Below are 14,341 nucleotides of genomic sequence, written 5' to 3'. Positions count from 1 at the left end.
CGCAGGGTCAGGAGGGAAAGTCGGCCGCCTTCACCTCGATGCGGTCGGCATGCAGCGACCAGTCGCGCAGCTCCTGCTGTTCGCAGAACCGGGACTTTGCGATCTCTGCGGCTTCGCCTTCGCTCTCGGCCTCAACCTCCAGCGTGCTCTGGCAAATCTCGCACTGGCGGCCGTTCTCGCCCAGCACGTCCTTCATGAAATGGATGACATAGCGCGACATGCAACCTCCCGTCTCTCACGGAGTGCTCGGAGGTGATGTTACCGCGCTTCCCAGCTCGCTGTTGACCGATATCAAGCGGTCGATGCAAATATTTGACGCAGCTCGTGGAACCGGCGCTCAGGCGCCGACCGAAGGCAGGCTCGCCGCGGCGATTGCGACGAACTGCGAGACGGCGCGACGGACGCGGCCGTGGGTCGACTTCAGGATCGCGTTCAGCCTGCGCATCGGACCAACTTCCCTTCCGCGCCGAGCGAAAAACGTGGCCTAAGCTCATGGCGCCACAGGAAAAATGATCAGCCTCCATCGTGCTGTCGAGACAGCTCGGAAAATAGCAATGTCCGCTTCGCGGAAGCCGCCCGGGAGAGAAGATTTGTCGCCACCTCGCGGCTTGCGACGCATGAAATCTTCTCCTCGCAATTCCCCTCTCCCGGCTAGGCGGGTGTCACTCCGAATGCCTCGCGGAAACGGGCGCTGTAGCGCGGCCAGGCCTCGGGGTTGATGAGGCGCGGCGGCCGCCCGCCGTCGAGCGCGGCGAGCAGTTGCTCGGCGGCGATCCGGCCCATGTTCTGCCGCGCCTCGCGAGTCACGCCGGCCGTATGGGGACTCGCTAGCACGTTGTCGAACTGGAGCAGCGGATGGTCCGGCGGCGGCGGCTCCTTGGCCCAGACGTCGAGGCCGGCGCCGGCGATGCGCTTTTCGCTGAGGGCGGCGAACAGCGCCTCCTCGTCATGGATGAAGCCGCGGGCGGTGGTGACGAAATAGGCGTGTGGCTGCATCAGTGCGAACTCGCGGGCGCCGATCATGCCCCGGCTCTCCTTGGTGAGCGGGCAGTTGATCGAGACGAAATCAGAGCGCCGCATCAGGTCATCGAGTTCCACCTTCTCCGCGCCGCGTGCCGCGATCTCCTCCGGCGAGAGATACGGGTCATAGGCCAGCACCGCCATGCCGAGGAGGCCGCGGCACAGCTCGGCAACCCGGCGGCCGACATGGCCAAGCCCGACGATCCCGATCGTCCGCCCCTGCACCTCGTTGCCGATCAGATCGTTGCGGTTGACGTCGCGCGCCCGCCGCAGCCGGCGGTCGGACTGGATGATGCGCTTCGACAGGGTCAGCATCATGCCGAGCGTGTGCTCGGCCACCGAATGCGCGTTGCCGCCGGACTGGTTCACGACGAGGACGCCGGCCCCGGTGCAGGCGTCGACGTCGACCGGGTCGTATCCAGCCCCGTTGCTCGACACGACGAGGAGGTTTGGGGCGCGGCGCAGCAGGTCTGCATCGACATGGAAGCGCGGCGCGAGCTCGTCGCGGGCCGCCCCGATCTGGTAGGCGTGAGCCGCCGCGAGGATCGGCGCCGTCTCGGCCTCGGAGCTCTCGTTCTCCAGCCGGTCGAGCCGGACGTCGGGGCGTGCGGCGAGCAGCTCGCTGAAGATCGGGTGGGCCAGATATTTGACGTAGAAGACGCGCTTGGAATTCGCGGCCATGAACAGGCGACCTCCTGGTGTCTTGGTTCTTGATGTCGGACTTGAAAGGCGGACGCCTGACCGGCCGGGCCGGCATGTTGACAATCGTTCCGGTGCCGTCAAGCTCAGCGCCAAACAGCGCCCCCCATCAGGGACGACCGGAGGAACAGCAATGGCCGCCGATGCCGATGCGGCGCGATCCGCAAGCACTGTGCCGAATTGGCACGAGATCGTGCTGCAGACGTTCAAGCGCAACGCCGTCGACCTCATCCCCTACGTTCCCGACCGCGTCCTGACGCCGCTGATCCAGAACCTGCACGACGATCCGTTCTTCACGACCTTTGCGACGGCGCGCGAGGAGGAAGCGGTCGGCATTCTCGCAGGCGCCTGGATGGGCGGGCGGCGCGGCGCGCTCCTGATGCAGACATCGGGCTTCGCGACCTTGCCCAACGTGCTGGCCTCGCTGGTCGTGCCCTGCCAGATCCCGCTGATCATGATCGTGTCCGAGCGTGGCACGCTCGGCGAATTCAACTACGGCCAGTCGCTGGTGTGCCGGACCATGCGCCCGGTGCTCGATGCGCTGGCCATGGAGCACCACACCATGACGCGGCTCGACGAGCTCGAATTCATCATGGACCGCTCGATCAAGCAGGCGGTGGCGACGCAGGCGCCGGTGGCGCTCATCCTGTCGCCGCTGCTGTCCGGCGGAAAGGTGTTCGCATGAGCGCGACCATCAGCAACACCAAGGTCATGAACCGCACCGACCTCACCTGCCGGCTGGTCGCGAAACTCAAGCACGAGGAAGCTGTCATCGGCGGCATCGGCAACACCAATTTCGATCTGTGGGCGGCGGGCCCGCGGCCGCAGAATTTCTACATGCTCGGCAGCATGGGGCTTGCCTGCCCGATCGCGCTCGGCGTCGCCCTGGCGCAGCCGCAGCGCCGGGTGTTCGCGCTCGAGGGCGACGGCTCGCTGCTGATGCAGCTCGGCTGCCTGACCACGATTGCGACGCTGGCGCCGAAAAATTTGGCCATCATCGTCATGGACAACGGCATCTACCAGATCACCGGCAGCCAGCCGACCTCGGCCCGGCAGGCCGACATTGTCGCCATTGCCGCCGGCTGCGGCATTGGCGCCAGCCATTGGGCTGTAGACGAAGAGGATTTCGAACGCTTGATCGATGTTGCGTTCGAGGCGCCCGGTCCGGTGCTGATTGCGGCGAAGATCGACGACAAGCCCGGTGTGGGCGCCACCAGGCGCGATCCGGCACAGATCCGCGAGCGCTTCATGCAGGGTCTGGGAGTCCGGCAGCCGATCTGAGGCGCCGGACGAAAGCTGTTCGCGGTACGATGAGAAGGCCATGTTCCGGCTTCCGAGCCACGTTAACTAAACCGGTGCCTCAAGCGACCGTGACCCCGGTTCGTGGCCCGGAACGTGCTAAGCAGCGTCCATGAAGATCGCGATCCGCCTCTCGGCCTGGCTGCTCGCCGCAGCTGTTGCCTTCGCAACGCTGGGCCCGCCCAGCTATAGGCCCCATTCGCAGCTTGGACAGGACGGCGAACACGCCCTCGCCTTCATCCTGATCGGCCTTGCGTTCGGCCTCGCCTATCGCAGTCATCGGCTGCTGACCACCGGGATTGCGGTGATCCTGATCGGTGCACTCGAACTCGCGCAGTTCCTGGCGCCAGGGCGTCACGCACGGCTGGAAGACTTCGTCGTCGACGCCGCGACCGCCTGCATCGGATTCGGCCTGTCCGCGGCCATCGACTGGCTCATCCGACAGATCCGCACGCAAACCGCATGACAAGAGGCCCCGCCGCTGATGCGACGAGGCCCCTGCCTGTCAGAATGTCAGATCACTCGATGATCTTGATGACGCGGCGCGTGCGCGGATCGACGATCACGCGGCGATCGTTCACGACGGCGTAGCGATACTCGGTGTAGCGCGGTACCGGACGCAGTTCGACGGTGGCGGGCAGCGGCTCGCCGACCACGACACGCTCATGGACGACCACCGACGGCGCGCGCTCGGCCTCGATCGAGTTGATGACCGCGTTCGGAATCTCCAGGCCCGCACCGACGGCGGCGCCGACCGTGCCACCAACCATGGCGCCGACCGGACCGGCAACGGCGCCGCCGGCCGCAGCACCATTGGCGGCACCTTCGACGGTCGTGGACTGGGCGAACGCAGCGGTCGACGCCAGCAGCGAGGTGGCGATCAGCGAAACGGCAAGACGGGTTCTCATCATTGTCTCTCCTCCAGTGCTTTCGAGATGCCGTTCAACACCAAGGGATCGCCTGCAGTTCCGGTTCCAAATGGCCGAAACTTCATCATGCCAAGGGAACCATCATGCCAAGGGAACCAAACCTCGAACTCTTCACCATCGTCGGAGATGATGGAGAGATTGCTCAGTTGCTATCCACGTTTCAAACAACCGCGCGCAGGTTCGCACTCTCGCGGCGGATCACGCCCGAGTCCCACGATCGACGGCCCTCCGATGAATCGAGAGGGCGCAGGGAATGCCGGGTGAAGGCCTCACCCATGGCCCGCCTGCTGAAAGAATGCAGGCGGCAGGTACCACAGGTTCAGCCGATCAACCGGCATTCCCTGCGCGGCAGTCTTAACGCTTCTTTCGCGCTCTCCTCGGGGACCGGCTGATTGACCCCGTCGCCCGCGCGAGGGCATGAGCCCTCGTCGCGCGCTTGACCTCGGCACCGGGAGGCCAGGACCACACGACTTCGCGTCCGTGCTGCGTCGTTCGTCCACTTGCGCGTAAGCGCATGCTGCGACACCTCACGGCCACCGCATCCCTGCCCCACGTGTCGTGACGATCGCGCGCAACGCCCCTCTCGGCGAGACAGGATGGGTGCATCATGCACGATTTCTGAAAAATGGAAAGCGATTTCTTGGCTTCGCAGCGATGTGCGCGAGATCAGCTTGATTTAGTGGACGAATTCGATTCGTCCGATGCGGCGTGTCGTAGCCCTGGCGGCGCGCGTTTCAACCACGTGCGCACAAAGTGCCCGGACTGATTTGCCCGACGAGCGCGCAACCCTTGTTCTTCGGATCGCTTCTGGCCCATCACGACCTTCCCGGTCGATGGCGGCGATGTCTGCGCTGGAGGCCACATCGAAGCAAATCGTGGAATGGTCGGCAGACAGCTCTTGACCAAAGCGGAACCGGCAGCCGTTATTGCGCAAGGCGATGGAGTTCGGTCGATCGGATGATGGACAGATGAGGCTGGTGAGGGTGACGCTGGTCGCGGCGTTCATGCTTGGGAGCATGCAACCGAGTCATGCTGCCGTGCGCATTGTTTTTGATCAGGGCGGACGGATCGGAAACTACATCGACAGGTTCAAAGTTTTACGCGACTTCGGCGCGTCCGTCATCATCGACGGGATCTGCGCCGGCGCCTGCACGCTCGTGCTGGCGTACATTCCCCGCGACAGCATCTGCGTGACCCCAAGAGCCGTATTCGGCTTCAGGGTCGCCGACAATCCTGGGCCCGATGGGAAGGCTATTCCCAACCCTGAAGCCACGCAGATGCTCTATGATCGTTACCCACCCGCGGTCAGGCAATGGATTACGCGGCACGGCGGCATGACCGCGCGCGCGATCTACCTCCGCGGCCGGCAACTTCAAGCGCTGTATCGGCCCTGCACCACCGATGTGGAAGGTGGACGCGGCCAGCCACGGTAGCCAATGCCCACGGATGATGCTGCGCCGGGTCACCATGACGAGGCGATCCCGCAGTGGCCGGGCTCGAGGCCACCCAAGAGTTCTCGGATTCAAACCCCGACTCTGAAGCCGAGCCGCGTCTTGAATTGCTAGAGGACTGTAAACACGCCGGTGATTTTGACGACTCTACGCCTCAACGGCAGCTTGCGTTTTGTCGGCGATATTACGGGCTCACTCGTGAAGCTGCCATGTCTGCTTCGGACCATGTCGGACCTTCCCGTCTGCGGGGCAGGTCCGTTGTTAGGGTCGAATCGGAAGCAAGCGGTCGGGCGCGTGGAGGGCGCGTTTGACCCAAAGCCGACTTGATGTCTCGGCTCTAACGGCGTTCTTGCCCTGCTGCATAACGGTTCATGTCCTTTACGGCTGCATTGAACGCAACCCTGATCTCGGACTGACTAAATGAGCGATCCCAAAGCTCGGTCATGAGGAAATTGATGATCTGACTTAGAGGGTCGCGATCAACAAAAGCGCCTCTCTCTCGTAGCTTTTTGCAGTGCTCAGCCAAACCTGCAGCGGCGTCGGCTGCCGCAAGATAGGCTCGTTCATCCTCAGTCAGATCATCTGGATTGTCGGCCGTCATTCGGTTCCTGCCGCCATCATTATCGATAAGTTCGCTACATCGGGCTCTTTCCTAGCCGTCGCAAGATAAAGAATGCGCGAAAAAACTAAGAAGAAATGAGACGGCTTGGCATGTCCGGAATTGGGCCCTTTCCGGACCTTCCGGAGTGGCGCTGAGAATGTCCGCTCTCGGGCCCGATCGGAAGTAGGCGCCGGAGTGCCTCAGGGCCCCTTTTGACCCCAAGCGACCCACCAAGGCTTGCTTTCATCAACTCTCGCCGGCCGCGGCGGAACATTCCGGGTTGACACCGGTTCGCCCAAGTTCCAGTGCGCTTGGAGCCGACACGCGTTTTCTCAAGGGGTCCGCTGATGTCATCGTCCGATGTGGTCAGGAGTGCTCACGACCGCCGTCAACGAAGGCTGCTGATCGTGTTGGCTCTGGGATTTGTCGCCTTTGGCGCCGCTGCGGCCGGCCTGTTCTACGTCTTGCAGCCCGAGACTCTCCGGATCGCCGTCGGACCGGCAGGGAGTGACGACCACAAGGTAGTCCAGGCGATGGCCGATGCGTTCAGTGAGGAAAGCAGGACCGTCCGGCTGTCCCCGATCACGACCGGCGGAGCGGCTGAATCCCTGGCCCTGCTGGCCGCCGACAAGACCGATCTGGCGGTCGGCCGCGGTGACCTCGGCATGCCGCCCGACGCGCAAACGCTGGCGGTCCTGCGCAAGAACTATGTCGTGCTGTGGTCGCCCTCCGGGCGACGCGGCAGCGAGCCCAAGCAGAAGGCCGGCGGCAAGATCAGAGATATCGCCCAACTGGCAGGTCACAAGGTCGGCATCATCGGGAGGACCGGAGCCAACGTCGCTGTGCTCCAGGCCATTCTGGAGGGGTCCGGCGTGCAACCCGATAAGGTTGCCACGGCTCAATTCGGGACAGACGAGATCGAGAAGCTTGCGCAAGACCCCACCCTCGATGCGTATCTCGCCGTCGGTCCGCTCGACAGCAGGATCACGGTGGACGCCATCACCGCGACCTCCCGAGCCCGCGGAGCTCCGACGTTTCTTCCGATCGAAGCATCGGAGGCCATTGCCCTGAAGCATCCGCGCTACGAGGCCGAGGAAATTCCAGCCAGCGTCTTCAACGCGAAACCGGCCTGGCCGGAGGACAAGGTCGACACGATCAGCGTCAATCACCTGATCCTGGCCAAGAAGGAGCTTTCCGAAGCCAAGGCGGCGGCCTTCTACCGGCAGCTTTTCGCGGTCCGCGACACGATCACGCAAGGCCTCGCCGGCGCTTCGCACATCATGAAGCCCGATACCGAGAAGGAAACCGAGCCTTCCGTACATCGAGGCGCCGCGGCGGTGATCAACGGCACGGAGCGAACCTTTCTGGACAAGTACAGCGACTATTTCTGGTTCGCCTTGCTCGTACTTTCCGGCATCGGTTCGGCCGCCGAATGGCTGCGCCGCTATCTGAACCGGGATGAACTGGAGGACGACACCAGCGGCCGCAACCGCATTCTTGCGATGGTTTCGGAGGTGCGCAATGCCGGCTCGGAACACGATCTGCTGAGCTGGCAACGAGAGGTCGACGGGATCATCGCCGAGACGCTCAAGGGCTATGACGATGGAGCCATCGAACCAGAGGACTTGGCGGCATTCGGCTTGGTCCTCGAACTCTTCAACCATGCCGTCGCCGAAAGGCGAGCGACGCTGCCGAGCGGCGCCCCCGATCAATCATGGACGCCAAGTCCAACCCTCGCCTCTCGGCGATAGGCTCGGCTCATGAGGAGGAGATTTCGTGCGTCGACACCAGTTCGAATGCACCTTGCCAAGAGACTTTTTCGATGTTCTGGACGGAGGAAGCCGGCGTGGCGAGCGCGTCGCAGCGTCCGCAATCAGCCATCAGGCGCAACAGATCGACGCCATTTGCGATGCTGCCGCGCCGCTCAGTCGATGATGCCCGGCCCTTCGGTCATTGCGCGCGCAACGCCCTCCTTCATCTGCCTCACCACATCCGGCGCGTGCCCCTGCCAATGAACGACCTCGGCAATGACGCGCAGAGGCGCGCGGGATCGATGAGACCGCGTCGGATTTCCCGGGAACTTCTTGTCCGTCAGGTTCGGGTCGTCAACGAACGGACCTGTGGGCTCGACGACGTAGATCCGTCCCCGTCCGTCACCGGTAGCCAACTCGGCGCCCCAGATTGCCGCATCCAGCGTGGCCGTGAAGTAGACCCAGGACAGCGGCTCCGCGTCGGTGAAATTGGACGAATACCCGACAGCGATCAGATCGCCCGGCCGCAAATCAGCGCGCGTGCCGTGGAAGAACGATTGCGCAAACACGGTCGCAACAGATGACATCAGTGACCTCGGATGGGTTTCCAGCACTCGTCGTCTGCCGCGGAGCGACGGTCGAATGCAAATAACTGTTTCGTCAGGTGAGGTCATTGTCGCCGAGGCTTTTGCATCCTCGGGGACCTTTCTATTAACCGAAAGTTCAGCGCTTGCGGTGCTTACAGTAGATCAAGCGAGATACTGCAACCGGAGCGAGGGTTGCCAGATACGACAAGTGGACCGGGGCCATGGCTGAGGTTGGACAAAGGCAATATGGCGCAGCCAGCATCTCCCCCGGCGCAAAAACTCCCGACTCGACGAGGCGGATTGTCCGCTTGGTCCTTACGACCGCGCTGATCGCATACTCCTTCTTCGGTTGCACGTCTTTTGGTCACGCAACCGATCGTGATCCGCTATTCGAGAAGCACGAGTCCGTCGAAGAGATGGTCAATAGACACCCATCTGATGACGAACTGTTTCGAGAGTATCCATCTCTCGAGAGCACACCAATTCCGATCGCGTTTGGCAGCAAGATCTACAAGATCCCACGCAATTATCTGGTCGATTTGAGCAGGCCAGATGTCGAGCCGACCAAGAATACGATCTTCGAGATTCGTGTCCTGCTTCCTGGACTGGTGCCAAGGACAGCGGACAACGCCAACAAGTTCCTGAAACCTCCCTATTACGGCGGACTTGGAGATCAATTGAACGCGACGATCCACGGCTGGCAGAAAGAGCTGGATTTGTCCGCACGACAGCTTGAGTGGAATCGCTGGTGCGCCGACGAGGGACCGGGCGTATTCCGGGCGGTCGAATCCGGTTACCGTCTATGTGAGGCTGCCGACCAAGAGCTCTACTTCAAGGACACGACTGAAGGCCCTCTGATATTTGCCTGCGATTGAGCTGCCACCGAAGTTTCATCCAGCAGCGTTTAGAGTCCGGGTGGATTGTACGCCGAGTGGCGCGGGTGGAGCAACGGGCGATTGGCGGAGCTGGTCGGGGTTGCGCAGCCGATCGCCCGTTGCGGTGAGGTTGGCGGCAAAGGCCGCAGGGGTCTGGTATCTCAGCGAGGAATGCGGCCGCGCGTTGTTGTAGTCGGCAACCCAGGCGGCGAGCCTGCGCCTGGTATCATCGAGACCGAAGAACAGCGTTTCATTCAAGAACTCGTCGCGCATCCGGCCGTTGAAGCTCTCGACGAAGGCGTTCTGGATCGGCTTGCCCGGTGCGATGAAGTGCCAGTCGATCGCGTTGTCCCTGCACCAGGCCAGCATCGCGTTGCTGGTAAACTCGGTGCCGTTGTCCGAGACGATCGAGCCCGGCTTGCCGCGCCGGGCGATGATCGAGGTCAGCTCCCGCGCCACCCGCCGCCCCGAGAGCGAAGTGTCGGCAATCGCGCCCAGGCACTCCTTGGTGACGTCGTCGACGATGTTGAGGATGCGGAAGCGCCGCCCGCCTGCGAACTGATCGGACACGAAGTCCAGCGACCAGCGCGCATTCGGCCTCGCATCGACCAGGATTGGCACGCGGACGCCGCAGGCCTTGCGGCGGCTGCGGCGCTTGCGCACCGCGAGCCCTTCCTCCCGGTAAAGCCGATGGATGCGGTTGATCCCGGACGGCTCGCCCTCCCGCCGCAACAGAATGAACAGCCGTCGATAGCCGAAGCGCCGCCGCTCGCTGGCGAGCTCGCGCAAGCGGCCCCGAAGCGCGGTGTCGGGGGGCCGGCGGGACCGGTAGCGGACCATCGTCCGGTCCGCTCCGACGATCGAACAGGCCCGCCGTTCCGACAGGCCCAGCTTGGCCTGCAGGTGCGCCGCCGCGGCGCGCTTGGCGGCAGGCCTTACCATTTTTTTGAGAGCAGCTCCCGCAGCGCGGCCGCATCGAGCATCTGCTCGGCCAGCAGCTTCTTCAGCTTGGCATTCTCGTCCTCGAGCGCCTTCAGCCGCTTGGCTTCGGAGACGTCCATGCCGCCGAATTTAGCCTTCCAATTGTAGAACGTCGCTTCCGAAATCCCGTGCTTCCGAGCCAGATCGGCCGTCTTCGCACCGGCCTCGTGCTCCTTCAAAACCGCGATGATCTGCTCTTCCGTGAACCGCTTTCGCTTCATCTGTCCGTCCTTCGTCAGGCCGGACTCTAAATCGTTCTGGAGGAAATTCTTAGGGGCAGGTCACGATAAGCTCACGAACAAGAACCCCGGCTGCACGATTGCGGACGCGACTGGGGCGCAATGGGGTGTCCTGTCCTTAGAATTCAGCCGCAAATATCTCTATCAGGCGGACGAGATCCGAAAACGATTTCGGTCTCTTCTGGAGTCTTTTGCGGAGGACCAAGCACTTCTTCGTCCGTAGCGATGGCGTGGCCGCAACCTCGCGAGGGTCAAGCATACTGGACTGCCCACTCGGTAAGAAGATGATCCGGTGCACCCGGGCCTACCACGCGACCAAATCATAAGTGATGCCCTCGAAACTGGCATCGACACGGACGAAAACCGGAAACCAGAAAAAGTGAGCCGCAGTCGGGAGCTTGCCAAGGTGTCGAACGACATTCAGGTTGGGGACCGTGTCAGGCTGCTTGGCCTGCCTGATTGGCTGGTGCATGACCTTCCCGCCAGCGAGCAAGCGGAAATGCGCGGCTTTATCGGCCAATCCTGCGCGGTCAATGAAATTGACAGCCATGGCTACTACTGGCTTGGATTCGGTACGACTATCGTCGACACAGATGGAGCTCGCTACAGTGGTCACTCATTCTGTGTCCCGCGAGACTTCATCGAACGAGACCCTCTGGACCAGCCTCCTCCATAAAAGTTGCAGCCCTTGCCTAGGTACAGCCATCGGGTAGCAACGATCGAGATCGGCCGCGCCGGCTCGGTACGAATGTCTGTGGCCATCTGCGACACACGTCCCGTGTGACTGCTCCCCGGCCCTCTCAGCGCGAGCGAAGCTCGTCGCGCCACCGTGACGAACGGGGAGAGGGAACGCACGATGCTCGGCGGGAGAACCTGCAACGCGAGATCGCGCAGCGACCAGGCCAACGTCAAAAGCGCACTTTGCCTCCCCACCGGCATCGCGGGCGCGCGTTAGCGCGAGCCGGGAATCCGACCACAACGGTCTACGATGGCGCGAGCCGCGTGTGGCCTCAGCTCGTCCTGTATTTGCCATCCGTGGGCATGGACTCCGGGCTCAGCCGCTGCGCGGCTGCCCCGGAATGACGGCGGAGCACATTTCGGTGACCGTGCAATCAACCGGCGCCATGTGGCGCAATCGTGGGAGCCGAAAACTCAGCTCACGGGAACGATCGTGCGATCGGTCAGCCAGCCCAGCCCGTCCACCGTCGTCGCCTGCGGCTTGTACTCGCAGCCGATCCAGCCGTGATAGCCGATCGCATCGAGGTGGCGGAACAGGAAGGCGTAGTTGATCTCGCCGGTGCCGGGCTCGTGGCGGCCCGGATTGTCGGCGAGCTGGATGTGGGCGATGCGGGCGAGATGCTTCTGCATCGTGCGGGCGAGATCGCCCTCCATGATCTGCATGTGGTAGATGTCGTACTGGACGAACAGATTGTCGGACTCGACCTCCGAGATCAGCTGAAGCGCTTGTGCCGTGCGGTTGAGGACAAAGCCGGGAATGTCGAGCGTGTTGATCGGCTCGATCAGCAGCTTGATCCCCTGCGCCTTCAGCGCGGTCGCGGCGAAGCGCAGGTTGCGGACCAGCACCTGGTTGAGCTCGCGCGGATCGGCATCGTCGGGCGCAATGCCGACGAGGCAGTTGAGCTGGCGGCAATCCAGCGCCTTCGCATACTCGATGGCGCGGCGAACGCCGTCGCGGAATTCATCGACACGATCCGGCAGGATGGCGATGCCGCGCTCGCCCGCGGCCCAATTGCCGGCGGGCAGATTGTGCAGCACCTGCGTCAGCCCGTGGCGCGCGAGCTGCTCGCGCAGCTCGGCCTTGTCGAAATCATACGGGAACAGATATTCGACGCCGCCGAAGCCGGCCGCCTTGGCGGCGGCGAAGCGGTCGAGGAACGGCAGCTCGTTGAACAGCATCGTGAGGTTGGCGGCAAAGCGCGGCATGTCATGGGTCCTCGACTGAGTGCGATGGCTGCGGTCAAGCCGGCTGCAAGGTGCGCGCCGGCTCGGCCGGCGTCTCGTCGACCGGCAGATCGAGCACCTCCTCGAACTCCACGACGTTGTCGATCTCGGTACCCATCGCGATGTTGGTGACGCGTTCGAGCACGAACTCGACCACGACAGGCACCTGGTATTCCGCCATCCATTCGCGCGCGGTCGCGAACGCAGCCTGCGCCTGGCGCGGGTCGGTGACGCGGATCGCCTTGCAGCCGAGGCCCTGCGCGACCGCGACGTGGTCGACGCCATAGCCGCCGACCTCCGGCGCGTTGATGTTCTCGAACGAGAGCTGCACCTGATAGTCCATCGAGAAGCCGCGTTGCGCCTGACGTATGAGGCCGAGATAGGCATTGTTCACGACGACGTGGATGTAAGGCAGGTTGAACTGCGCGCCGACCGCGAGCTCCTCGATCAGGAACTGGAAGTCGTAGTCGCCGGAGAGCGCGACGATCTCGCGCCTGGGATCGGCGGCGCGGACGCCGAGCGCGGCCGGCAGGGTCCAGCCGAGCGGCCCCGCCTGCCCCGCATTGATCCAGTGGCGCGGATGGTTGACGCTGAGGAACTGCGCGCCGCCGATCTGCGACAGGCCGATGACGCTGACATAGCAGGTGTCGCGGCCGAACGCCTTGTTCATCTCATGATAGACGCGCTGCGGCTTGATCGGCACCTGATCGAAATCGCTGCGCCGGAGCATCGTGCGCTTGCGATCCTGGCACGCCGCCGGCCACGCCTGCCGTTCGCGCAGTCTGCCCGCCTTGCGCCACTCGCGCGCGACGGTGATGAACAGCTCGAGCGCCGCCTTGGCGTCCGAGACGATGCCGAGATCGGGATTGAACACGCGGCCGATCTGGGTCGGCTCGATGTCGACATGCACGAAGCTGCGCCCCTTGGTGTAGGTCTCGAGCGATCCGGTGTGGCGGTTGGCCCAGCGGTTGCCGATGCCGAGCACGAAATCGCTCTCCAGGAAGTTGGCGTTGCCGTAGCGGTGGCTGGTCTGCAGGCCGACCATGCCGGCCATCAGCACATGATCGTCGGGGATGGCGCCCCAGCCCATCAGGGTCGGCACCACAGGCACGTTGACGGTCTCGGCGAAGGTGACGAGCAGATCACTGGCATCGGCGTTGATGATGCCGCCGCCGGCGACGATCAGCGGCCGCTCGGCGGCATTGAGCATTTCCAGCGCCTTCTCGATCTGCTTGCGGCTCGCCGCGGGCTTGTAGACCGGCAGCAGCGTGTAGGTCTCGTCGTCGAACTCGATCTCGGCGAGCTGCACGTCGAGCGGCAGGTCGATCAGCACCGGGCCCGGACGGCCCGAGCGCATGATGTGGAACGCCTGGCTGAACACCCGCGGCACGAGCCCGGGCTCGCGCACCGTGACCGCCCACTTGGTCACGGGCTTGGCGATCTGCTCGATGTCGACGGCCTGGAAATCCTCCTTGTGGAGCCGCGCGCGCGGCGCCTGGCCGGTGATGCAGAGGATCGGAATGGAGTCTGCGATCGCCGAATAGAGCCCGGTGATCATGTCGGTGCCGGCTGGGCCCGAGGTGCCGATGCACACGCCGATGTTGCCGGCCTTGGCGCGGGTGTAGCCCTCGGCCATGTGCGAGGCGCCCTCGACGTGGCGGGCGAGAATGTGGCGGATCGAGCCGCGCCGTTGCAGCGCGGAATACAGCGGATTGATCGCCGCGCCGGGAACGCCGAAGGCGCAGGTGACGCCTTCCTTCTCCAAGATTCGCACCGCAGCATCGATCGCCCGCATCTTCGCCATCTCGCGCTTCCTCTTTTGGTTGATGCGCGAGGATCGCTGCTGACGGCTGCGATCTCAATTCAGTCGTCGATTTTTCCCACGATGCGGCACGCCCGGCAAAACACGGGTGGCCTCAGTTAGTTAGGACGACAAACAGATGACAT

General features: G+C 63.6%; 15 protein-coding genes. 6 read left to right on the top strand and 9 right to left on the bottom strand.

The window, feature by feature from the left end; translation table 11 throughout:
- Positions 1 to 7: 7 nt before the first annotated feature.
- Both QX073_RS11345 and QX073_RS11340 read right to left on the bottom strand, forming a co-directional pair.
- Positions 8 to 220, bottom strand: a complete 213-nt coding sequence (locus QX073_RS11345) for a hypothetical protein (protein WP_315754543.1) — start codon at positions 218 to 220, stop codon at positions 8 to 10.
- A gap of 431 nt (positions 221 to 651) precedes the next feature.
- Positions 652 to 1,701, bottom strand: a complete 1,050-nt coding sequence (locus QX073_RS11340) for a hydroxyacid dehydrogenase (RefSeq protein WP_315754545.1) — start codon at positions 1,699 to 1,701, stop codon at positions 652 to 654.
- A 151-nt stretch (positions 1,702 to 1,852) separates the two neighbouring features.
- Here QX073_RS11340 and QX073_RS11335 point away from each other — a divergent pair, with 151 nt between their 5' ends.
- The 3 genes from QX073_RS11335 (at position 1,853) to QX073_RS11325 (ending at position 3,484) form a co-directional block, all read left to right on the top strand.
- A complete protein-coding gene (locus QX073_RS11335) occupies positions 1,853 to 2,404 on the top strand; it encodes a thiamine pyrophosphate-binding protein (RefSeq protein ID WP_316176098.1) in 552 nt (183 codons plus the stop codon).
- Positions 2,401 to 3,000: a thiamine pyrophosphate-dependent enzyme gene (locus QX073_RS11330; RefSeq protein ID WP_316176097.1), complete on the top strand. Its 600-nt coding sequence runs from the start codon at positions 2,401 to 2,403 to the stop codon at positions 2,998 to 3,000. Before QX073_RS11335 ends, QX073_RS11330 begins: the two co-directional genes overlap by 4 nt.
- A 130-nt stretch (positions 3,001 to 3,130) precedes the next feature.
- On the top strand, positions 3,131 to 3,484 hold the full coding sequence (locus QX073_RS11325; protein ID WP_315718418.1) for a VanZ family protein: 354 nt from the start codon (positions 3,131 to 3,133) through the stop codon (positions 3,482 to 3,484).
- Between the two features lie 52 nt (positions 3,485 to 3,536).
- Here the strand turns inward: QX073_RS11325 and QX073_RS11320 are convergent, their stop codons facing one another.
- A complete protein-coding gene (locus QX073_RS11320; protein ID WP_315718467.1) occupies positions 3,537 to 3,926 on the bottom strand; it encodes a DUF1236 domain-containing protein in 390 nt (129 codons plus the stop codon).
- Positions 3,927 to 4,873: 947 nt separating this feature from the next.
- On the opposite strand from QX073_RS11320, the gene QX073_RS11315 reads away from it, so the two are divergent.
- A complete protein-coding gene (locus QX073_RS11315; RefSeq protein WP_316225761.1) occupies positions 4,874 to 5,380 on the top strand; it encodes a hypothetical protein in 507 nt (168 codons plus the stop codon).
- Between the two features lie 355 nt (positions 5,381 to 5,735).
- Here QX073_RS11315 and QX073_RS11310 read toward each other — a convergent pair whose 3' ends face one another.
- The gene (locus QX073_RS11310; RefSeq protein ID WP_315828442.1) at positions 5,736 to 5,999 is read right to left on the bottom strand and encodes a hypothetical protein; all 264 of its coding nucleotides are present in this window, start codon (positions 5,997 to 5,999) and stop codon (positions 5,736 to 5,738) included.
- A 347-nt stretch (positions 6,000 to 6,346) separates the two neighbouring features.
- On the opposite strand from QX073_RS11310, the gene QX073_RS11305 reads away from it, so the two are divergent.
- Positions 6,347 to 7,750, top strand: a complete 1,404-nt coding sequence (locus QX073_RS11305; protein WP_316225760.1) for an ABC transporter substrate-binding protein — start codon at positions 6,347 to 6,349, stop codon at positions 7,748 to 7,750.
- A gap of 173 nt (positions 7,751 to 7,923) precedes the next feature.
- Here QX073_RS11305 and arr read toward each other — a convergent pair whose 3' ends face one another.
- A complete protein-coding gene (gene arr / locus QX073_RS11300; RefSeq protein ID WP_316225793.1) occupies positions 7,924 to 8,337 on the bottom strand; it encodes an NAD(+)--rifampin ADP-ribosyltransferase in 414 nt (137 codons plus the stop codon).
- A gap of 221 nt (positions 8,338 to 8,558) precedes the next feature.
- On the opposite strand from arr, the gene QX073_RS11295 reads away from it, so the two are divergent.
- Positions 8,559 to 9,212: a hypothetical protein gene (locus tag QX073_RS11295; protein ID WP_316225759.1), complete on the top strand. Its 654-nt coding sequence runs from the start codon at positions 8,559 to 8,561 to the stop codon at positions 9,210 to 9,212.
- Between the two features lie 15 nt (positions 9,213 to 9,227).
- On the opposite strand, the gene QX073_RS11290 is transcribed toward QX073_RS11295, so the two are convergent.
- The 4 genes from QX073_RS11290 to gcl form a co-directional block, all read right to left on the bottom strand.
- A protein-coding gene (locus QX073_RS11290; protein WP_316225758.1) for an IS3 family transposase occupies positions 9,228 to 10,414 on the bottom strand; the annotation gives its coding sequence in 2 pieces (ribosomal slippage) (positions 9,228 to 10,153 and positions 10,153 to 10,414; 1,188 coding nt in all).
- A gap of 322 nt (positions 10,415 to 10,736) precedes the next feature.
- Positions 10,737 to 10,982 carry a hypothetical protein gene (locus tag QX073_RS11285; protein ID WP_316203077.1) on the bottom strand — a complete coding sequence of 82 codons (246 nt, stop codon included), beginning with the start codon at positions 10,980 to 10,982 and terminating at the stop codon, positions 10,737 to 10,739.
- A 602-nt stretch (positions 10,983 to 11,584) separates the two neighbouring features.
- Complete coding sequence (gene hyi / locus QX073_RS11280) at positions 11,585 to 12,376, bottom strand: hydroxypyruvate isomerase (RefSeq protein ID WP_316225757.1); 792 nt, start codon at positions 12,374 to 12,376, stop codon at positions 11,585 to 11,587.
- A 34-nt stretch (positions 12,377 to 12,410) separates the two neighbouring features.
- On the bottom strand, positions 12,411 to 14,198 hold the full coding sequence (gene gcl, locus QX073_RS11275; RefSeq protein WP_316225756.1) for a glyoxylate carboligase: 1,788 nt from the start codon (positions 14,196 to 14,198) through the stop codon (positions 12,411 to 12,413).
- Positions 14,199 to 14,341 lie beyond the last annotated feature (143 nt).

It is taken from the genome of Bradyrhizobium sp. SZCCHNS3052, from assembly GCF_032484495.1.
GTDB lineage: Bacteria > Pseudomonadota > Alphaproteobacteria > Rhizobiales > Xanthobacteraceae > Bradyrhizobium.
This window is presented reverse-complemented; position numbering and strand designations above follow the sequence as displayed.